17 protein-coding genes are annotated in these 20,927 nt (G+C 67.9%); 14 read left to right on the forward strand and 3 right to left on the reverse strand.

The genetic code is table 11. The features are described from left to right. Positions 1-100 precede the first annotated feature (100 nt). From BSF38_RS15455 to BSF38_RS15480, 6 genes are all read left to right on the forward strand, one after another. Positions 101-721, forward strand: coding sequence for a chemotaxis protein CheC (locus BSF38_RS15455; RefSeq protein WP_076347048.1), 621 nt, complete (start codon positions 101-103; stop codon positions 719-721). 19 nt (positions 722-740) lie between these two features. Further along, complete coding sequence (locus BSF38_RS15460) at positions 741-1,244, forward strand: chemotaxis protein CheD (RefSeq protein ID WP_076347050.1); 504 nt, start codon at positions 741-743, stop codon at positions 1,242-1,244. 317 nt (positions 1,245-1,561) lie between these two features. Continuing rightward, positions 1,562-1,993, forward strand: coding sequence for a hypothetical protein (locus BSF38_RS15465; RefSeq protein ID WP_076347052.1), 432 nt, complete (start codon positions 1,562-1,564; stop codon positions 1,991-1,993). A gap of 436 nt (positions 1,994-2,429) precedes the next feature. Beyond that, positions 2,430-2,798: a response regulator gene (locus BSF38_RS15470; protein ID WP_076347054.1), complete on the forward strand. Its 369-nt coding sequence runs from the start codon at positions 2,430-2,432 to the stop codon at positions 2,796-2,798. Between the two features lie 44 nt (positions 2,799-2,842). Continuing rightward, positions 2,843-3,982, forward strand: coding sequence for a protein-glutamate methylesterase/protein-glutamine glutaminase (locus BSF38_RS15475; protein WP_210405604.1), 1,140 nt, complete (start codon positions 2,843-2,845; stop codon positions 3,980-3,982). Positions 3,983-4,261: 279 nt separating this feature from the next. Beyond that, on the forward strand, positions 4,262-6,925 hold the full coding sequence (locus BSF38_RS15480) for a tetratricopeptide repeat protein (RefSeq protein ID WP_168189384.1): 2,664 nt from the start codon (positions 4,262-4,264) through the stop codon (positions 6,923-6,925). A 46-nt stretch (positions 6,926-6,971) separates the two neighbouring features. Here the strand turns inward: BSF38_RS15480 and BSF38_RS15485 are convergent, their stop codons facing one another. Further along, a complete protein-coding gene (locus BSF38_RS15485) occupies positions 6,972-7,556 on the reverse strand; it encodes a hypothetical protein (RefSeq protein WP_076347058.1) in 585 nt (194 codons plus the stop codon). A 226-nt stretch (positions 7,557-7,782) separates the two neighbouring features. Here BSF38_RS15485 and BSF38_RS15490 point away from each other — a divergent pair, with 226 nt between their 5' ends. The 6 genes from BSF38_RS15490 to BSF38_RS15515 all read left to right on the forward strand — a co-directional run bounded on the left by BSF38_RS15490 (position 7,783) and on the right by BSF38_RS15515 (position 15,364). Further along, positions 7,783-9,228, forward strand: a complete 1,446-nt coding sequence (locus BSF38_RS15490) for an RNA polymerase sigma factor (RefSeq protein WP_076347060.1) — start codon at positions 7,783-7,785, stop codon at positions 9,226-9,228. 718 nt (positions 9,229-9,946) lie between these two features. Then, positions 9,947-10,828 carry a cytochrome C assembly family protein gene (locus BSF38_RS15495; protein ID WP_076347062.1) on the forward strand — a complete coding sequence of 294 codons (882 nt, stop codon included), beginning with the start codon at positions 9,947-9,949 and terminating at the stop codon, positions 10,826-10,828. Further along, the gene (gene hemA / locus BSF38_RS32080; RefSeq protein WP_250637955.1) at positions 10,825-11,565 is read left to right on the forward strand and encodes a glutamyl-tRNA reductase; all 741 of its coding nucleotides are present in this window, start codon (positions 10,825-10,827) and stop codon (positions 11,563-11,565) included. Before BSF38_RS15495 ends, hemA begins: the two co-directional genes overlap by 4 nt. Beyond that, positions 11,562-12,158, forward strand: a complete 597-nt coding sequence (locus tag BSF38_RS32085; protein WP_250637956.1) for a glutamyl-tRNA reductase — start codon at positions 11,562-11,564, stop codon at positions 12,156-12,158. Before hemA ends, BSF38_RS32085 begins: the two co-directional genes overlap by 4 nt. A 126-nt stretch (positions 12,159-12,284) precedes the next feature. After that, a complete protein-coding gene (locus BSF38_RS15505) occupies positions 12,285-12,776 on the forward strand; it encodes a chemotaxis protein CheW (RefSeq protein ID WP_076347064.1) in 492 nt (163 codons plus the stop codon). An 86-nt stretch (positions 12,777-12,862) separates the two neighbouring features. After that, positions 12,863-15,364 carry a methyl-accepting chemotaxis protein gene (locus BSF38_RS15515; protein ID WP_237170476.1) on the forward strand — a complete coding sequence of 834 codons (2,502 nt, stop codon included), beginning with the start codon at positions 12,863-12,865 and terminating at the stop codon, positions 15,362-15,364. Between the two features lie 148 nt (positions 15,365-15,512). Here the strand turns inward: BSF38_RS15515 and BSF38_RS15520 are convergent, their stop codons facing one another. Then, positions 15,513-15,749 (reverse strand): hypothetical protein, encoded by a 237-nt coding sequence (locus tag BSF38_RS15520; RefSeq protein ID WP_076347070.1) that lies wholly within the window; start codon positions 15,747-15,749, stop codon positions 15,513-15,515. Positions 15,750-16,041: 292 nt separating this feature from the next. On the opposite strand from BSF38_RS15520, the gene BSF38_RS15525 reads away from it, so the two are divergent. After that, positions 16,042-16,872 (forward strand): CheR family methyltransferase, encoded by an 831-nt coding sequence (locus BSF38_RS15525; protein WP_076347072.1) that lies wholly within the window; start codon positions 16,042-16,044, stop codon positions 16,870-16,872. Positions 16,873-16,885: 13 nt separating this feature from the next. Then, positions 16,886-19,219 (forward strand): chemotaxis protein CheA, encoded by a 2,334-nt coding sequence (locus BSF38_RS15530; RefSeq protein ID WP_076347074.1) that lies wholly within the window; start codon positions 16,886-16,888, stop codon positions 19,217-19,219. A 13-nt stretch (positions 19,220-19,232) separates the two neighbouring features. Here the strand turns inward: BSF38_RS15530 and BSF38_RS15535 are convergent, their stop codons facing one another. Further along, positions 19,233-20,924 carry a protein-arginine deiminase family protein gene (locus BSF38_RS15535; RefSeq protein ID WP_083712969.1) on the reverse strand — a complete coding sequence of 564 codons (1,692 nt, stop codon included), beginning with the start codon at positions 20,922-20,924 and terminating at the stop codon, positions 19,233-19,235. Positions 20,925-20,927: the final 3 nt, after the last annotated feature.

Below are 20,927 nucleotides of genomic sequence, written 5' to 3' on the forward strand. Positions count from 1 at the left end.
GCCGAGCCTTCTCTCCTCGCGGGAGAAGGCTCGGCCGAAGGCTGGATGAGGTCCGAATCCAAAACCCACATCGATCGCCCGGCCCATCCAGAACGGCCTCATGTCAACCGATGAACAGCAGCTCATGCTCCGGACGATCTTCGAACGCGGCGCCGAGAGCGCCTCGCAGGCGCTTTCGAAGTGGCTGGGGGCGGAGGTCCGGCTGACCGTCAGCGCGGTCGACCGCGTCGAGCTGGCGGCGGCGGCCGAGGTGCTCGGGCCCCCGGAGACGCTGGTCGCGGCCTGCGCGATGGGCCTCAGCGGCCCGCTCGGCGGCCGGATGATCCTGGTCTTCGAGGATCGGTCGGGCCTGGCCCTGATCGACCTGCTCCTCAATCAGCCGATCGGGACGACCACCGGCTGGGGCGATCTCGAACGCTCGGCCGCGATGGAGACCACCAACATCGTCGGCTGCGCCTACCTCAACGCCCTGGCCGCCCACCTGCCGACGGCCGGCTCGGACTCGGCCGAACTGGCTCCGACGCCGCCGGTCTTCTTCCACGAGTTCGCCGGCAGCCTGCTGGAGTTCGCGCTCATGGACCAGGCGCTCGAACTCGACGAGGTCTTGCTCGTCCGCTCGGCCTTCAGCGCCAGCCGCGCCGACCTGAAGCTCGACTGGACGCTGCTGGTCGTCCCCGATCGCCCGACGCTCCAGGCCTTGGCGGCGTCCCTCTCCTCCTGACGCGATCGGAAGGTGATCGATGACGATCGCGCCTGACGCCGCCGCAACCGTCTCGGTGGCCATCGGTCAATGGGCCGTAGCCGGCTCGCCGTCGAAGATCCGGACGTTGCTGGGCTCGTGCGTGGGGGTCGTCCTCTACGACCGCGGCGCGCGGGTGGGGGGGCTCGCCCACGTCGTCCTGCCCCGCTCGCGAGGCGCGGTCGACCATCCCGGCAAATACGCCGACACGGCCATCCCCGCGTTGATCGCCGACCTCGACCGCGCGCTCCGCGGCAAGTCCGCCGGCCGGCTGGTCGCCAAGCTCGCCGGCGGCGCCAGCATGTTCACCCTCGGCCCGTCCGCGAACCCGACCATGAACATCGGCCGATCGAACCAGGAAGCCGTCGAGCAGATCCTCGCCGACCTCCGCATCCCCATCATCGCCCGCGACCTCGGCGGCGAAACCGGTCGCCACGTCACCCTCGACACCGCCACCGGCCTCGTCGTCGTCCGCACCCCGGGGGCCGACGAGAAGGAACTCTGAGCCGCGGCCCGGCCGTCGGGGCCGGTCCGCCCGCGTGGCCGCCAATTCCGCCCTCGACACTCGGGCCCGGGCCCGCGGGAGATCCGCCCCGAGAAGAGCGGTCCGACGACGCGTTGCGCCGGGTGTAGGGGTTGAAGCGGACCAATAGAGACTGCCCAGGATGCTGGAACTGGGGGCGGCTCGGCGAAATACCCGCCGCATGCACGCCCGAAAAAGTGCGTAGGCGAATCGAATCCTCCGAATCGATATGTGTCAGATCGCCAAGGGTCGACGGTCGTAATGAAGGGACCGTCGCCGACACCGGAGGTTCGTTCGCTATGAGATACCGCCTCGCCGCCGCGTTCGCCTTGGTCGCCTGCTCCGGATGCTCCCTGATCAATCGGGTCGACACGGCGCTGGAAAGACTGGGAATCGCCAACGCGCAGCTCGCGGAGGCCAATCAACGGATCGCCGAAGCGAACCAACGGATCGCCGCCGCCGACCAGACCATCATCAAGTCGAACGAGATGATCGGCGCGGCCAACCAGACCATCGATCGCTCGAATGCGACCATCGTGCAGTCGAACGCCACCATCGAGAAGTCGAACGATACGATCGTCAACTCGAACAGGATGATCGAGAACTCCAACAAGATGATTGGCGCGGCCAACCAGGGGATCGAGCGCTCGAACGGCCTGATCGGCGAAGCCAACAAGAAGCTGGACGTCATCGACAAGACGATCCAGAAAATCCCCGGGCTGCGACCGTGACCACGGCGGTCCGCGAAGGGAACGGTCGGCGCCGCGATCAGGCTCCGATGCGCTCGAGCAGGTCCAGCGCGGGGCCCGGGAATCTTTCCCGAGGCTGATGCTCGATCCAGTGGGCGAAGTCGGAGGCCCACCACGCCGATCGGGGCTCCACGCCCCGAGCTCGAAGAAGGGCTTGCACCCAACGTTCGGCGGTTAGCCTCCCGGTCCGCAGGGGACTCGTGGCCGAACACGAACACTAAATCATGCATGGACACACACCCAGATCCGGCCCACCGTCGTTGCCCAGGGGAAACCCTCGCGCCAATCGACTGAGTCTGTCGCACGCACGCCGAATCTAACGCCGCAAGACGATCACGGCCCGATAAGATGTTACACTTGGGACGAGAGGGCGGCTCGGTCCGGTCGTGGGTCGGGCGCCTCGTGGGCGGAGCACGGCATGAAGCGACTGCTGGTTGTGGACGACGCCTTGTTCATGCGCAGGTTGATCGGCGGGGTGGCCGCCGAGGCCGGTTGGGAGGTCGTCGGCGAGGCGGGCGACGGCGTCGAGGGGGTCGCGCTCTACGACCAGCTCCGGCCCGACCTGGTGACGATGGACCTCGTCATGCCCAACATGGGGGGCATCGAGGCCCTCCAGAAGATTCGCGAACTCGATCCATCGGCCCGGGTGGTCGTGATCACGGCCGTCGACCAGAAGCAATCGCTGATGGATTCGATCCGCCACGGCGCCGTCGACTTCATCGTCAAGCCGTTCGACCGCGACCGCGTGATCAGCCTGCTCAACAAGCTCGCCGCCTCCCCGTCCTGACCCCTTCCGTCCCGACTTCTCTGAAGCCGACCACGAGGCCCGCCTTGTCCGACCGTGAACCCGAGCCGGATTCCCCTCCGAAGCGCCCCGACGGGTCGGGGCCGGTGCGCGTCCTGGTGGTCGACGATTCGGCCTTGATGCGGCGGCTGCTCACCGACCTGCTGAGCGCGGCGCCGGGGATCGAGGTGGTCGGCACGGCCCGCGACGGCCGCGAGGCGGTCTTGAAGACGGCCCAGCTCAAGCCCGACGTGGTCACGCTCGACGTCGAGATGCCCGAGATCTCGGGGCTCGACGCCTTGCCGGCGATCCTGGCCGTCCACCCGGTCCCCGTCGTCATGGTCAGCGCTCTGACCCAGGAAGGCGCCGAGGTCACCCTCCGGGCGCTCGAACTCGGTGCCGTCGACTTCCTGCCCAAGCCCACCAAGAACCAACTCGCCGAGATGCGGGCCGCCAGCGACCTGCTCGTCGCCAAGGTCCTCGACGCCGCCCAGAGCCGCGTGCTCGGCAACCGCCGCGCCGCGTCGTCGTCGCGGCCGGCTCGCTCGGCGGCTTCTCCTTCATCTCCATCGACATCGACGCCCACGGTCGACGGCGTGGTAGTGATCGGGATCTCGACGGGGGGGCCGCAGGCGCTCGCGCGGGTGATCCCGCTGCTCCAGCCGCCGTCGCCGCCGATCGTGATCGTCCAGCACATGCCCGCGCAGTTCACCCGGGTCTTCGCCGACCGGCTCGGCCGGGGTTCGGCCGTGACGGTCAAGGAGGCGGCCGAGGGGGACCTCCTCATCGCCAACCGCGTCCTGGTCGCCCCCGGAGGACGGCAGTTGACCCTCACCGGCGTTCCCCCGCGCGTCCGGATCGCGCTCTCCGACCCGAGCGAGCCCCCCGTCAGCGGGCACAGGCCGTCGGTCGACGTGCTATTCAAGTCGGCCGCGAAAGTCTACCAGGGGGCGACGGTCGGCGTGATCATGACCGGCATGGGCCGCGACGGCGTCGACGGCTGCAAGGCGATCCTCGCCGCCGGCGGCCTCACCCTCGGCCAGGACGAGGAGACCTCCGTCATCTACGGCATGAACAAAGCCGCCTTCCTCGAATCCGCCGTCGCCGCCCAGTTCCCTCTCGACGACCTCGCCGCCATCCTCCAGAACCTCGCCGCATTCCGCGAAGACCACGCCCGAACCCGGTAGCGCCCAAGCCGAACCGTCCCATACAAGCCCGAAGCGCCAGCGAGTGAATTCCCCGTCACCACTCGCACTCGCAACCGCGCGCCCGGAACAGAAGCCCGAAGCGCCAGCGAGTGAATTTCCGGTCGGCCGCTCGAATCCATTCACTCGCTGGCGCTTCGGGCTTGTATTCCGATCTTTTTCGTTTCCACGTTCGCTTTCGTCCTGGTATCGTCGAATCATTGATTCCCGACGGCTCGACGTACGAGGGGCGAACTCATGGCGCGAACGTGCGGATTCCGCGTGTCCCGGTCGATTCTCGTCGCGGCCTGCCTCCTGGCGACGCACGGCGCCGCCGCCCGCGCCCAGCAGCCCGCCGCGCCCGACCCCTTGGTCGGCAAGCAGGTCGTCATTCGACACGGAGCCGCTCTCCAGGTCGACGGCAAGAAGCCGGTTCGGGGGGGCGAACCGAACGAGTTCCGCATCTACCGGGTCGAGCGAGCCGACGGCCCTCGGCTCCGGCTTGTCGACGAGGGCGCCGGCGTCAAGGGTTCGATCCCGGCCGCCGACGCCATCCCCCTGGATCAGGCCGTCGAGTACATCTCCGGCCTGATCCGCGCCAAACCGGACGCCTCGGCGCTTCACCTCTGGCGCGGCCGCGTCTGCGACGCCCGCAACGAGTACGACAAGGCCGTCGCAGACTTCAGCGAGGCGATCCGAATCGATCCGCGCAGCTCCTCCGCCTACGTGGGCCGCGGAAACGTCGAGAACAAGAAAAAGGAATACGACAAGGCCGTCGCAGACTACGGCGAGGCGATCAAGCTCGATCCTGACGACGCGGCCGCCTACTACAACCGCGGACACGTCCGCGCCTTTGTCAACATGGACTATGACAAGGCCGTAGCCGACTTCAGCGAGGTCATTCGTCTCGAACCCGCGTACACGGCTGCCTATGTGGGCCGCGGCATCGCCTGGAGCGAGAAGAAAGAGTACGACAAGGCCATCGCCGACTACGACCAGGCCATAAGGATCGATCCCGGTGATGCGACCGCGTACGTCGCACGAGGCGACGCCTGGTACGTCAAGGATGACTATGATAGAGCCATTGCCGACTACGACGGGGCGCTGCGGCTCGACGCGGGCTGTGCGGCCGCCTTCGAGGGCCGCGGCAACGCCTGGCTCGCCAAGGAGGATAGCGACAAGGCCATCGCCGAGTACAACCAGGCCATAAGGATCGATCCCGGTGATGCGACCGCGTACGTCGCACGAGGCAACGCGTGGCATGGCAAGGATCAATACGACAAGGCCGTCGCCGACTACGGCGAAGCGATCAAGCTCGATCCGACCTACGCGATCGCTTATTACGACCGCGCCCTCGCCTGGCAGGCCGGCAAGGAAGACGACAAAGTCATCGCCGACTGCACCGAGTCGATCAAGCTCGATCCGGGATTCGCGGACGCCTACAACCTCCGGGGCGACGCCTGGTACGTCAAGAAGGACTACGACAAGGCGATCGCCGACTACGACGAGGCGATCAAGCTCGATCCGGGTGAAGCTCGCCGCCACGAAGCCCGCGCCGCCGCCTGGTTTTTCAAGAAGGACTATGACAAGTCGGCCGCCGACTACACCGAGGCCGTACGCATCGATCCGGCGCACCCACAAGCTTATGCCAGCCGCGGCACCGTCTGGCAAGTTAAGAAGGAGTACGACAAGGCCATCGACGACTACGACGACGCCGTCCGACTCGACCCGAAGTACGCACAAGCTTATGCCGGCCGCGGCGCCGTCTGGCAAGTTAAGAAGGAGTACGACAAGGCCATCGCCGACTACGACGACGCCGTCCGACTCGACCCGAAGTACGCAGTCGCATACGCTCGCCGCGGCGATTCCTGGTACGCCAAGAGGGAGTACGACAAAGCCATCGCCGACTACGACGAAGTCCTCCGGATCAATCCCACCTACGCAATCGCCCACTACGGCCGCGGCCGCGCCTGGTTCGAGAAGAAGGAATACGACAAGGCCGTCGACGACTACGGCGAATCCATCCGGCTCGTCCCGAACGATGCAAAGGCCTATCTGGCCCGAGGCAACGCCTGGCAAGTTAAGAAGGAGTACGACAAGGCCATCGACGATTACACCGACGCCGTCCGACTCGACCCGGCCAACGCGGTCGCCTACAGCAATCGCGCTATCGCCAGACGCGCCAAGAATCAGGACGACGAGGCCCTCGACGACGCTAACGAGGCCGTACGGGTCGGCCCGGCATGCGCACTCGCCTTATACAACCGCGGCACGGCATGGAGCGAAAAGCAGGAATACGACAAAGCCATCTCCGATCTCGACGAGGCGATACGACTCGATCCGGGGTATGCGGATGCTTACCACAACCGCGGCAGCGCCTGGTATGCCAAGGAGGAGCACGACAAGGCCATCGCCGACTACGACGAATCGATACGGCTTGCTCCTGGCGAGTCGCTCGCCTACTTCAACCGGGGCAACGCCTGGAGCGCCAAGGAGGATTGCGAAAAGGCCGCAGCCGACTATACCGAGGCCGTCAAGCTCGATCCGGGATTCTCGGCCGCCTACCTCGCTCGCGGCAACGCCTGGTGCGTTATGAAGGATTATGGCAAGTCCGTCGACGACTACAACGAGGTCGTGAAGCTCGATCCGGCGTCCTCGTACGGCTACGCGGCGCGTGCCTGGATCTGGGCCACCGCGGCCGACGCCGACCTCCGCGACGGCAAGCGCGCCGTCGAATCCGCCACGCGCGGTTGCGAACTCGACAACTGGAAAATCCCCGGCCACATCTGCATCCTCGCCGCCGCCCTCGCCGAGGCGGGCGATTTCGCCGAAGCGGTGAAGCGGCAGGAACAAGCCATCAGCGCACTGCCGGCCGACGACCCGGAGCAGGAGTCGTACCGGACCTACCTCGATCTCTTCCGCGCGGGCAAGCCGTACCACCAGTGACGGGATCGGGGGCCTTCCGCCGCCAGACCCTCGGCTTCGTCGACGCCTACGTGATGTTTCGCTCGATCGACTGAACATCGTCCGACGGCGGCGACGGGTCGGGGCGGACCATCAAGCGTGCGGCCAGGCTCCCGACCAGGGCGATCACCAACTGCGGCGCGAACGCCATGAGGCTCATGATCGTGATGTATCCGATCCCCGGCTCGTCGAGCGAGCGGGGAGCGAACGACCAGACGTTGACGCCGAGGGCTCTCAAGCCATCCCCCGCGAAGCCGAAGTAGGCATTCCAGATCCACCACGCCGTCGACCCGTGCAGGATCACGTTCGGCCCCCCGGTCGAGGAACGAGCCGAACCGGCCGGGGTCAGGGCCGCCCAGGCCGCGGACGCCATCATGATCGTCCCGCAGACGAGGAACCCCACCCAGAACGCGCGGGTCCGGCCTCGCGTGTGAAAGAGGCGGAGCAGGGCGAAGTTCAGGGAGAGCGCGATCGGGACCGTCTGGATCATGGCTTGAAGCCCGAGCCCGAACGTCATCGCCTTGCCGAAGATCGCACGGATCGCGGTGAAGTCGACGGCCGCGATCGCCACCACGAACATCGCCGTCCGGACGGGCAGGCGGGGCGGGCGCATGGCATTGACCCTCGATCGACGGCAGGTGCGGTATGACTTTCCTAGATAGACAGGTTACACGCCGAAATCGTCGTAAGTCGAGACGTCGCGCCACGGAGAGCGACATCGTCCGCCGAGCTCGACGGGACGCCCAGTGGATCGCCGACGGAAAAAGATGGAACTAACCGGCGTAATTCACCCTCATTATGGGCGAGATTCGTGGGGATGGGACGGAGGACTGAATCCGATGGCGGCTCGAATGAACGGCGAAACGCTTCGCTGGCTCGACGCCCTCAACCGCGAGGGGTCGATGACCGGGATGAGCGACGGCCAGTTGCTGGAACGATTCCTGGCATCGCCCGGCCCGACGGGCGAGGCGGCGTTCGAGGCGATCGTCAGGCGGCACGGGCCGCTGGTCTTGGGACTCTGCCGGGGGGTGCTGCGAGACGACCACGACGCCGACGACGCCTTCCAGGCGACGTTCCTCGTCCTGGCCCGCCGCGCGGCGACCGTCCACGACCGCGACCGCCTCGCCACATGGCTGGGCCGCGTGGCCCGCCGCATCGCCCTGCGGGCGCGCGAGGAAGCCGCGCGCCGCAACGCCCTCGAAGGGCGACGGGGCGACCTCGACGCGGAGACGACAGATGCCCCCACCGCCGCCCTCGTCGCCGTCGAGACCGCGGCGCTCGTCCGCGCCGAGGTCGACCGCCTCCCCGAGCCCGATCGCCTGCTGATGCGGCTGACCTACTGGCAGGGCAGGAGCTACGAGGAAGCGGCCGACATGGTCTCACGACCGATCGGGACGGTTCGCAGCCGCCTCGCCCGCGCCCGGGAGCGTCTGCGGGACAGGCTGTCGCGCCTCGGCCTGGCGTCGACCGCGCCGGCGGCGATGACCTCGCCGTCCGATGCGCTGATCGTGCAGACCGTCCGCGCCGCGTCGCGGTACGCGGGCGCGACCAAAGCGGCGGCCCCGGCCGGGGCGGTCCCGGCGGCGGTGGCCGCGCTCGTTGAAGGAGAGTTCACGATGACGACGACGTTCTTCTGGAAGTCGATCACCGCCGCCCTGCTTGCCGGCGGGGCCATGACCGCGGGCGCCATGTCGCTCGCCCGGCGCCCCCCCGAACCGACGCCGGCCGCCCCGGTCGCCCGGCCCGCGTCCGAAGCGAAGAAGGCCGAGGCCAAGCCGCTGCTCGCGAACGGCGGCTTCGAAGAAGGCGAGAAGGACGCCCCCAAGGGTTGGTCGCAAGGGGCCAAGATCCCCGGCGTCGAGTACATCTGGAGCCGCGACGCGGCCCACGGCGGTAAGGCGAGCCTCGGCCTGAAGAAGACCGCCCAGCGCTACTTCCCCATCGCCGAGTGGTCCCAGAAGATCAAACGCGAAGGCGATGCGCCCCGGCTGAAGGTCTCGGCCTGGATCAAGGCCGAGAAGGCCGGCAAGGCGATCCTCGACGCCCGGTTCATCGACGGCGACGGCAAGGCGACCCACGCCTGGGTCTCGTATATCGGTGCCAAAGAGGCCGGCGATCCGCCGGTCACCCACGACTGGAAGCGGTACGAGGGGGTCGTCGCCATCCCGCCCGGGACCAAGCAGATCGTCGTCGCCCCGCAAATCTACGGCCCCGGAACCGTCTGGTTCGACGACCTCAAGGCCGAGTATACCAACGACCCCGCCATCGACCCGACCGGGCCGTAAGCCCTGCAATCGTGGCAATCGCCCGAGCCTCCACGGTCTCTTCTACCAAACCCGCCCCGGTCCGTTCAGGCGGGGTGTGACGGTTGTATACTTCCATCCAGAGAGCGCGGGGGATTCCCCGCGCGCCTCGGGCTCGTTGGCAATTCGGCGGCGGTGACGACGAAGTCCAGCCCGCTCGATCGTCATCGGGGAAAATGGCGCGAACAAACCCAATCGCCACCCGCGAGACGGTTCGAGAGCGAAATGACCGCTCGGGGGGGCGGGCGGCACGGATTCGACGAAAAACGCGGCGAACGAACCCAATCGCCGCCGGGGTCGGAAACGCGGCCGGCGGGCCGGGGCAGGGGCTGATCGGGGTCGAAACGGGGCGGTTTCCGCGCGATCGAAGCCAATCCTTCTGACAGCTCCAATTCGTTCACCCCAAACGACTTAGCGATCTCAAGCCGGGCGTCGCCTCGGCGCGAACGAACCCAATTTCGGGGAGCGGCCGGACCGGAGACGAGCCCGGCGGGACGAGGTCGCGGGAAGCAGATCCCCGTGGGTTTTGGGTCAAACGAACCCAATCACGCCCGGCGGCGGGTTGGCGGTCTTTCCGGGGGCGAGGGGGGCGGGCCCCCTGGGCTTTCGGGGGCGGGTCCTCTAGAATGGGGGACGCGCGACGAGGCGGGCGGAAAACAGCGGAGCGGGTGGACGGAGGTCGTGGGAGGGCGTCGACGGGATGGACCGGCTCAAGATCCTGTGTTTCGCCGGGACGTACGGACTGGCGCTGGCGGCCGAGCTGGCGCGGGTGGTGGTTCGCAATCCGCTCCGATGGCACCTGACGGTGGGCCTGACGTTCCTCGGCTGGTGCGTGCAGACGGCCTTCCTGGCGAACCTGGCGGCGACCAGCCCGACCGGCCTGCCGGTGAACTCGGCCTTCGAGTCGGCGATCACGCTGTCGTGGGTCGTCGCCCTGATCGGGCTCTACCTGATGGTGCAGTGGCCGCGCAAGGTGGCGGTGGGGGTGTTCGTGCTCCCGCTGGTCCTCGGCCTGATCGTGGCGGCCGGCTGGTTCGCCCCCCGGTCGTCGGAATGGCTCGACTGGGCCGGCGGCGGAATGATCGCCTTCTGGGGCGCGGTGCACGGGATCTTCTTGCTCGCCGGCGCGGTCTGCACCTGCCTGGCGTTCGCGTCGGGCCTCATGTACCTGGCTCAGATGAATCGCCTCAAGTCCAAGAAATCGTGGCAGTTCGGGTTCTCGCTGCCGAGCCTTGAGCAGTCCGAGCGGGTGAACCGAGGCGCGATCGTGGCGGCGTTCCCGCTGCTGACGTTCGGGCTCTTGATCGGCGTCTTGCTGAGCGTGGTGGAGGCGCGGACGTCGGCCGTCGCGGCAGCCCACGCGATCTCGTGGAGCGATCCCAAGGTCTTGAGCGCCTTGGGGATGTGGCTGGTATTCGCGGCTCTGTTGCACGCGCGGTTTCGACCGTCGATGAGGGGACGGACGGTGATGGTGCTGACGATCGTAGCCTTCGGTTTCTTGGTGTTCACCTGGTTCGGAGCCGAGATTCTGCGACTCCCCACGGCCCACGGCGCCTCGCGGACGGCGGGGAGGGTTCCGTGAGGCTGGTGGCCCTTGGGGTCGATCATCGCTCGGCGCCGACGACGGTGCGCGAGGCGCTCGCGTTCAACGACGACCGCGCCGGCGGCGGCCTCGACGCGCTGGCGCGGACGTTCCCCGGCAACGAGTTCGTGATCCTCTCGACCTGCAACCGGGTCGAGTTGTACGCCGGCGGGCCCGACGACGCCGCGCCCGAGGTCGACGCCCTCACCGAGTTCCTGGTCGACTTCCACAACATCAAGCCCGACCTGTTCGCCGGCCACCTGGTCAGCTACCACGACGAAGGAGCCGTCGGCCACCTGTTCCGGGTCGCCGCCAGCCTCGAAAGCCTGGTGCTCGGCGAAGGCCAGATCCTCGGCCAGGTCCGCGAAGCCTACCGCGCGGCCGTCGACCGCAAAACCGCCGGGCCGATCTTCCACTCGGTCTTCCAGTCGGCCCTCCGCGTCGGCAAGCTCGTCCGCGAGAAGACCGGCATGGACCAGGGCAAGCTCTCCGTCGCCAGCGTCGCCGTCGACCTGGCCCGCGAAGTTTTCGACACGTTCACGGATAAAACCGTCCTGGTGGTCGGCGCGGGCAAGATGGCCGACCTGACGCTCCAGCACCTGAAGGGGCTGAAGCCCGGCCGGATCGTGATCACGAACCGGAGCCCGGAGCGGGCCCAGGCCGCCGCCGAGCGGTGGGGGGGCGGGTCGCCCCGTTCGAGCAGCTCGGCCAGTCGTTGGTCGAGGCCGACCTGGTGATCAGCACGACGGCGGCGGCCGAGCCGATCGTCACGCTCGACCAGTACCAGCGGGTGCAGCGGGCCCGCCGCAACCGGCTGTCGCTGATCCTGGACATCGCGATCCCCCGCGACTTCGACCCCCGGATCGCCGACCTGGACCAGGTGACGCTCTACAACGTCGACGACCTCCGGGCGCAGGCCGAGCAGAACCTCCGCCGCCGCCAGAAGGGGGTCGACCCGGCGCTCCTGATCATCGAGCGGGAGACGGCCGCCTGCTACGCGCAGCTCCGCCACCAGCAGGCCGCCGGCATGCTCCTCCAGCAGCTCGGCAGCCACGCCGACGCGATCCGCCAGCGCGAGCTGGACCGCCTGTTCGCCGCCCACCCGGAGCTGGCCGGGCTCGCCGAGGCCGACCGCGACGCGATCGCCCACATGGCGTCGAGGCTCCAGAACCAGTTCCTCCACCACCCCCGCGCCGCCGTCCGCTCGGCCGTCGCCGACCCCGGCCCCCACCACGACCACACCCAACCTCACCCGGTCTTAAGCGCCGTCCGCCACCTGTTCGGCCTCGGCGCCCCCCCCCCCAAGAACACGCTCAAGAAGCTCCTCTGAGACGGCGGAACCGCCCCGCCGGCCGCCCCGCAAAAATTCCCCGAATTTCCCGATCGCCGAAGAATCCGGAATCGATTCGAGTGATACAATCTCCTCAGACGATCCACCCACGAACATCGAGCCACCATGTTTTCGGAACCTCGACCACCTCAGGGCCCTGATCGCGGCGAGACTCCGGTGCTCCAGTTCGTGGGGTTCCGGCTCGCCGACGAAGACTACGCGATCGCGATCACGAAGATCCAGGAGATCATCCTGATGAAGCCGATCACCCGGCTTCCGCAATCGCCGCCGTTCATCGAGGGACTCATCAACCTGCGCGGGTCGGTGATCCCGATCGTCAACCTGCGGAAGCGGTTCGGTCTGGTCGCGCGTGAGCTGGACGAGGAGACCCGGACGATCGTGGTGAACGTCCACGACAAGACGGTCGGGTGCATCGTCGACGCCGTGACCCAGGTGATGCGGATCAACCGCGACCAGATCCAGCCGCCGCCGCTGGGGGTGGCCGCCGGCGCGTACCAGTACCTCGCCGGCCTAGCCCGGCTCGACGATCGGCTGCTCATCCTGCTCGACATCGAGAAGGTGTTCCAGCCCGAGGAGACGGCCGCCGCAGTCCCCTAATCGCCGCCCCGGGTCAACCCGCTCGCCTCGCCGAGTTCCACACCACGTCGCATCCAACCGAGGTTTTCTGAAGGTCGATGACGCCCATGAAACCCGAATCGAACCGACCGGACGACGCCGCGAATCGCCCCGAGGAGGTCCAGGCGCCGGACGTCGCGGCGAAAAAACCGACGAGGCGGAAGGCCGCGCCCTCCGCGCCGGCGGCCTCTCGGACGAGGCGGTCGATGTCGCAGGCGACGGCGGCCTTGGCCGTGGACCTGGAATCCGAGGCGTTGCGCGAGGCCCGCGCCAACGCCCGGGCCTTGATCGAGACCACGTCGGCCATCGTCAAGGCCGACACAGTCGACGACGTCGTCCGCGCGGCTCTCGACGTCGCCCGCGCCGAGTTCGGCTGGGCCTACGGCTCGTACTGGAAGGTCGACCCCGAGAAGCACGCGCTGGCGTTCCTGGTCGAGTCGGGGAAGATCGACGACGAGTTCGGGCGGTTCTCGCGCACCGCCCGATTCCGCGAGGGGGAGGGGCTCAACGGTCAGGCCTGGCGGCAGCGCGACCTGGTGTTCGCCGACGACCTCTCCATGATGCGCGATTGCAGCCGGGCGCCGCTGGCCAGCCGCGCGGGCGTCCGTTCCGGCGTCGCCCTGCCGGTCCTGATCGACGGCCGGGTCGTGGGGACGATCGACTTCCTGTCGAGCCGGACCGAGGTCCTCAGCCCGGACCGCCGCGACGCGCTGCGGATCATCGGCCAGGTCGTCTCGGACAAGATCTCGAAGCTCGACCGTCAGCTCGAGCTGACGCGGATCATGCAGATGGTCGAGAACGCGCCGGTGAACATGATGTACGCCGACATGGACATGTTGATCCAGTACATCAACCCGTGCGCCCGCCGCACGCTGCAGAAGATGGAATCGCATCTGCCGATGAAGGTCGATCAGATGATCGGCCACTCGATCGACATGTTCCACAAGAACCCCGATCATCAACGGCGGCTGGTGGCCGACCCGCGCAACCTGCCGCGGACGGCGATGATCCAGGTCGGGCCCGAGCAGTTCGAGCTGACCATCTGCGCGATGAACGACCGCGACGGCCGCTACATCGGGCCGATGGTGACCTGGGTGGTGGTGACCGAGCAACTGGAGGCCAAGGCGCGCGAGGAGGAGCAGCTCGCCAACGCCTCGGCGATCAATCAATTGCTGATGGCTCTGGGACGCGCGGCCAGCACCGGCGAGGTGGTCTCCTCGGCCCTGAACTCGGTCCGCGAGGCGTTCGGCTGGTCGTACGGCTCGTTCTGGGAAGTCAACCCGTCGGACCAGACGCTCCGCTGGAGCGCCGACTCGGGATCGGTGGCCGACGACTTCCGCCGGGTGTCGGCCGACTCGCGGTTCCGCGAGGGGGAGGGGCTCAACGGCCAGGCCTGGCAGGCGCGCGACCTGATCTTCGTGCCCGACATCGGCGAGATGAAGGGCTGCTCGCGCGCCCCGGTCGCCAAGCGCGGCGGCCTGAAGTCGGGCGTCTGCTTCCCGGTGTTGCTCGGCGGCCGCGTGATCGGCACGATGGACTTCTTCACCGAGGAGCGGATCACTCCCTCGGCCAGCCGTCTCGACGCCCTGCGGAACGTGGGCCGTATGGTCTCCGGCGCGCTCGAGCGGGTGGACCAGCAGACCCGGATCGACCAGGCCAAGCGCGAGCTCGAGGCGCGGGTCAAGGAGCTGATGAACGTGGCGCGGGCCGCCGCCGAGGGGGACCTGACCATCGCGGTCGCCCACCAGGGCGACGACGACATGGGCCGGCTGGGCCAGGCGCTGACCCGGATGATCGCCGACCTGAAGAACGTGATCGGCGAGGTCGTCGAGTCGGCCAGCCAGTTCGCCGAGGGGTCGCGGGTGGTCGCCGAGAGTTCCAGCTACCTGAGCGAGTCGGCCCAGAACCAGGCGGCGACGGTCGAGCAGATGTCGGCGTCGATCCAGCAGCTCTCGCGGTCGATCCTCGACATCAACCAGAACGCCGGCGCGGCCACGGGTCTGGCCGAGAAGACCTCGCACCTGGCGAAGCAGGGGGGCGAGTCGGTCGAGCAGGCGATCGAGGCGATGGTGCTCATCAAGAAGTCGAGCGAGCAGGTCAGCGACATCATCCAGGTCATCAGCGAGATCGCCAGCCAGACCAACCTGCTGGCCCTGAACGCGGCCATCGAGGCGGCCCGCGCCGGCGAGCACGGGCTGGGCTTCGCGGTGGTCGCCGACGAGGTCCGCAAGCTCGCCGAACGGTCGAGCGCCGCCGCCAAGGAGATCACCGCGCTGATCAAGGAGTCGACCCGCCGCGTCGCCGACGGCGCCCAGCTCTCCGAGAAGGCCGGCGAGTCGCTGGCGCGGATCGTCCAGGGGGTCGAGGAGACGGCCGGCAGCATCGCCAAGATCGCCCAGGCCACCCGCGAGCAATCCATCGCCTCCAACGAGGTCGACAAGGCCATCCAGAACGTCTCCAGCCTCACCGAGACCAACGCCTCCAGCTCCGAGGAACTCTCCGCCTCCGCCGAGGAACTCGGCGCCCAGGCCGCCAGCCTCAAACACGTGATCTCCGGGTTCAAGGTCTGACGCCGAAACCGGACGGAGGGAGCGGATGTTCAATCAAGACAGGCCGGGGCGAGCATGCCTTCTCCCCTTGCGGGAGAAGGTGGCCGAAGGCCGGATGAGGGGTGGGCGTCATGGGGTTTCGTCGAACGCTTCAGCGATCGGATACCCCTCATCCGCCGCTGCGCGGCACCTTCTCCCGCAAGGGGAGAAGGGAATTCGGCTCCGCGCCGTCTGCAACGCAACCTTGCTTCGCCCCGAGGATCTGCCGCATCTCGGCCAGCATATCTTCAGCGGGGGAGACCCTGCCGGCTTTCATGTCGGCGATCGACGCCCGCAAGGCGTCTCGCTGGAAATCGGACAGCGGATTGGCGTCGTTGAGAAGGTCCAGCATGGCGATCGGCCCCATTCATGAAATATCGCGTCGAATTGAATACTACTACGTCGAACGGGGGGCGGCGAGACCGATTCGCTCGCATGGAACGATGCGATGCGGCGCGCCCCGATATTTGTAGGGTGGGCACCGCCCACCGTCCGAATTCCTTGACACGTCGATGGTGAAAAGACGGTGGGCGGTGCCCACCCTACAAAACTACAAAGCAACGAAACCGCACCACGGATCTCGAAACGCCAAGACCCTCATCCGCCCCTGTGGGGCACCTTCTCCCGGGGGGAGAAGGCATGATCGCAACGGCCTGTTTATGACCCTCACTGAACTGACCGACGACGAGTTCGCCAGGTTTCTCGCCCTGATCTACCGGGCCTCGGGAATCCGGATCGCCGAGACCAAGCGGGTGCTGGTCTCGAACCGGGTTCGGCGTCGGCTGCGGGCGACGGGGATCGAGACGTTCGCCGCGTATTACGCCTTTTTGACCTCTCCCGCGGGGGCCGGCGAGATGCCCGCGTTCCTGGACGCCGTCACCACCAACGAGACGTATTTCTTCCGCGACCAGCCGCATTACGACTGGCTCGGCGACGAGCTGATCCCCGGCCTGTTGAGCGAGGCCGCCGCCCACCGCCGCCCGCGCAGCCTGCGGATCTGGTCGGCGGCGTGCAGCACCGGCGAGGAGCCGTATTCGATCGCGCTCAAGCTGGCCGACCACCGCGCCGCGCTCCTGGGATGGCGGCTGAGCGTGCTCGGCACCGACCTCAGCGGCGCGGCCCTGATCGCGGCCAGGGGGGCCGTCTACGAGGAGCGGGCCCTCCAGCGGGTCGACGCCGAGACCCGCAAGAAGCGGTTCGACGAAGACGCCGACGGCAAGCGATGGACCCTCAAGCCCGACGTCCGATCGCTCGTCGCGTTCCGATCGCACAACCTGCTGAAGCCGGTCGACGCCGAGCCGTTCGACTGCGTCTTTCTTAAAAACGTCCTCATCTATTTTGATGCGAATTCGAAGCGGACCGTCGTCGACAACGTGCTCGGCTCGATGGCCAAGGGGGGGTTCCTCGTGACCGGGCCCACCGAGGGGATTCACGGGATGCTGGGCTCGCTCGCCCGGATCAAGCCCTGGCTCTACCAGCGGACCGCCTGAGAGGAAATCGGCGATGTCGGGTTTCAACCTGTCCGAACTCCTGCCGTTCTACCTGGACGAGACCGACGAGAACATCGCGGCGCTCAACGACTCGCTGCTGCGCCTTGAGCAAGACCCGGCCGACGCCAAGGCGTTGGCGGAAGCGTTCCGGATGTTCCACAGCATCAAGGGGGCGTCGGTGGTCATGGGGTTCGCCCCGGTCAACCGCCTGACGCACCATCTTGAGAGCCTGTTCGACCAGCTCCGCAACAAGAAGCGGACGCTCGACCGCCCGGTTCTCGACCTGACGTTCCGCTGCCTCGACGAGCTGCGCGACTACCACCGCGAGCTGCGATCCGGCGGCCAGAGCGAGCGCGACCTGTCCGGCCTGGTCGTCGACGTCGAAGCCGCCGTCAAGACCCCGTCGACCGCCCCGGCGGCGCCCCCGGTCGCGCCTCCGCCGGCCCCGGCCGTCGTCCCGGACGTCCTCCCCTCGATCCCCCCCGCCGACGGCCAGGAAGTCGTCTGCGTCACGGTGGAGTTCGAGCCCAACCTGCCGCTGGTCGACATGAAGGCCCGGCTGGTCGCCAGCCGACTGGCCACCCGGGCGCACGTCGTGGCGTCGCAGCCGCCGATCGAGCAGCTTGAGGAGGTCGAGTCGCTCACGAAGTTCGTCGTCTGGGTGACCGGCGGCGGCGACTTCGACGAGCTGCGCGCCCTGGCCGACGTCGGCGGCGTCGCCCGCGTCCACGTCGAGACCGCGCGCCAGCCCGAACCCGAACCGACGCCGGCGGCCGTCGTCACGCCGACGGTCGAGCCCCCCGAACCCGTGACTGAGCCCGAGCCCGAAGCCCCCGCGTCGGCTCCGCCGCCCGTCGCCGCGGTTGCGGCGGGCGAGCCGGCCGTCGGCCCGAAGAAGGCGAAGGTCGCCGAGACGATTCGGGTCGACAGCGACCGGCTCGACTACCTGATGAACCTGGCCGGCGAGCTGGTGATCAACAAGGCCCGATTCGTCGATATCGCCAGGAGCCTCGACGAGGTGTTCCGCGGGCCGAACGTCAAGACGCTGGCGAACGAGACCGAGGAGCGGCTCGACGCGATCCTCCGGGGGCTCGACCAGGTGGTCGGCGCGGCCGGCGGCGGTCGTGGGGCGACCACGGCGGCGGGGACGACCGTGGCGTCGGACGGCTCGATCGACCGCTGGGCGGGGCAGGTCCGTCGGCTCCGCGACGACTTCCGCGAGATCGGCGGCCAGCTTGACCGGCTCCGTCAGGGGCGCGACCATCTCAAGACGCTCTCCGAGGCGATCCACAACCTGGGGCGCGTCACCGACGGCTTGCAGAAAGGGGTGCTCGACACCCGGATGGTCCCCATCGGCCCGTTGTTCGAGCGGTTCCGCCGCGTCATCCGCGATCTCAGCCACGCCTCGGGCAAGGAGGTCGTGCTGCGAATCAGCGGCGAGAAGACCGAGCTGGACAAGCGGATGATCGACGAGCTGAGCGACCCCTTGATCCACATGGTCCGAAACTCGGTCGACCACGGCCTCGAACCGCCCGACGTCCGCGAGGCCGCCGGCAAGGCCCGGGCCGGCGCCGTCACCCTCCAGGCCGCCCAGCGCGGCAACAGCGTGGTGATCACCGTGACCGACGACGGCCGGGGGATCGACTGCGAGCGCATCCGCCGCAAGATCGCCGCCAAGGGGCTCGTCTCCCAGGCCGTCGCCGACGCGATGACCGAACGCGAGCTGGTCCACTACATCTGGCACCCCGGCCTGAGCACCGCCGAGACGATCACCGAGATCTCCGGACGCGGCGTGGGCATGGACATCGTCAAGAACCGGATCGACAACCTCAGCGGCGGCGTCGACGTCCGCACCACGATCGGCCAGGGGACCGTCTTCACGATCCGGCTGCCGCTGACCCTCGCCATCATGTCGAGCCTGCTGGTGCGGATCGAGGGCGAGGTCTACGCCCTGCCGCTCGACCACATCGACGAGATCGTCGAGATCTCCGGCCGCCAGGTCTTCCCGGTGCAGGGCCGGCCGACCATCGAGATCCGCAAAAAGATCATCGCTCTGGTCTCACTCGCCGACCTGTTCCACTGGGGAGGCGAGCGCCGGCCGTCGACCTGCGACTTCCGCGACCTCGACGCTTCGTCCAAGCTCCGGGTCGTGGTCGTCCAGAACGGCGAGACGACCATCGGCCTGGTGGTCGATCAAATGATCGGCATGCAAGAAGTCGTGCTCAAGTCGCTGGAGAAGAACTACCGGACCGTCTCGGGGCTCTCCGGCGCCAGCATCCTCGGCGACGGCCGCGTCTCCCTGATTCTCGACGTCGACGCCGTCATCGACCTCGCCGCCGCCCGCTGACGCCGAGGCGGCCCTACTCGGAATCGTTCGATTGTTCCGCCTCGACGTGCTTCCACCAGGCTGGGTCGCGCAATCGCCGGATGGCGTTGGTCCCGCAATGTAATTCGCCGGCGCGGATGTGATACGCGTCCCAGACGTCGATGAACGCCACCTTGACGTCGCAAGCGTCCAGCGCCGAAACGATCGCCTCGGCGAACAGGTCCTTGCCTTCGTGCATCGGGCCATGCGGGTCCGGAACCAAGAAATGGCCGTTCGCGACCAGGCCGTTCACCCCGTTAGGAATGACGGCCACGCCGTGGTCGAAGAGAACGGGAAGGTGGACGAAGTCGGCTTGATCAAGGTTCAATTCCAGGGCCAGGTGCTTCTCGACGGCCTCGATGTTCGCATCGACCCGCCGGTTCTCATCCGACGCGGCGACCGAGCGTCGTAGCTCGCCGACGGTCGTCGCGTCGCGCGTGCCCGCGAAGACGGCGACGTCGCCGAGACCTCGTCCGACCGCGGCGTCGAGCACCTTCCGGGCGGCCCTCGGGCTGGGGAGGAGCACCCGAAAGCCGGCTTCGTTCTTCGCCGGGACGAATTGCACCACCTCGTCCACATGCCCGATCATGAGCCACGACGTGTCGATGACGATGGGCGGCCATTGCAGGCCCTGGGCTTCGAGGAACTTCAAGACATCGGGGTGCATGGCCATTCCGCCCTGCCGCCCCGTCAAGATCCGGCCGTAAGGAAAGCGCCGACGCCGCCCATCCACATGGGGAGGCGTGGCTTCCAGGTTCCCGTATCGATCCGTCCAGGCCGTGCTCTTCCCGGAGACGCCGGGCTGGACGGTGAGGAAGCCGCACTTCTGGAGCGTCTCCCGCACCCGCGCGTCCAGCTCATTTGAGCCATGCCTCCAATGCCTTCGGCCGCCGATGAGGGCCGCATTCATCATCCGAGGGCTTTCCGGCGTCGGGTAGGCGAACAGGCCCGGCTGGATCGTGTCTTGCATCCACATATCAGACTCGCGCCTTCCTTGATAAGGAACGAGCCTGAATCCCACCGTGGCGGCCTGGACCTTCATCGCTTCGACGGTCGCCTCCGTCGCCTTGTGGTCGACGATGAGGACGTCGGCCACGGGGTCGAGCGGCGACGGGATCAGGAATGGGGCGACTCGACAAGGGATTCGCACGACCGTCGAGCCGGCCCCTTGAAGGCCGATCTCCAAGGTGAAGGACGACGCCCAGGGCTGCCTCCCGAGCGGCCTATCGGACTTGGGATAGACCACGGCGACGGCGATCTCGATCACACGGTCCCCGTCCGCCGGGAGGGAGAAGACGTGGTCCGGCCCGAGCTTGATCCTCAACCAGCCGTGGGCGTCCCGTCGATACAGGCGGATCCGATTTTCACCGATGTCCTTGCAGGCGATCCGCAGGACGCCGGCGCCGGGCGGAGTCTCGACGCGGACGCGGGCGAGCCGTTCTCCGAGTCCCTCGAATCGCGGATCTTCCGCCTGGATTTCATCGAGGTCGGCCACGGAGGTCGGGATCGGAACCGTGATGCAAAATCCCCGCTCGACCGGCTTATCCGTCGCCACGGGCCCGACGAGCGAACCTTCGTGCAGGAGGTCGGCATAGACGCGGATGTTGGTCGAGGGCTCGCTTCCAGCCGACGCCGTCCCCCAGCAGCAGCCGGCGATGAGCAGCAACCATCGTGAGAGGCGACGCATCGA

This window comes from Paludisphaera borealis, from assembly GCF_001956985.1.
In the GTDB taxonomy this organism is placed as follows: Bacteria; Planctomycetota; Planctomycetia; order Isosphaerales; family Isosphaeraceae; genus Paludisphaera; species Paludisphaera borealis.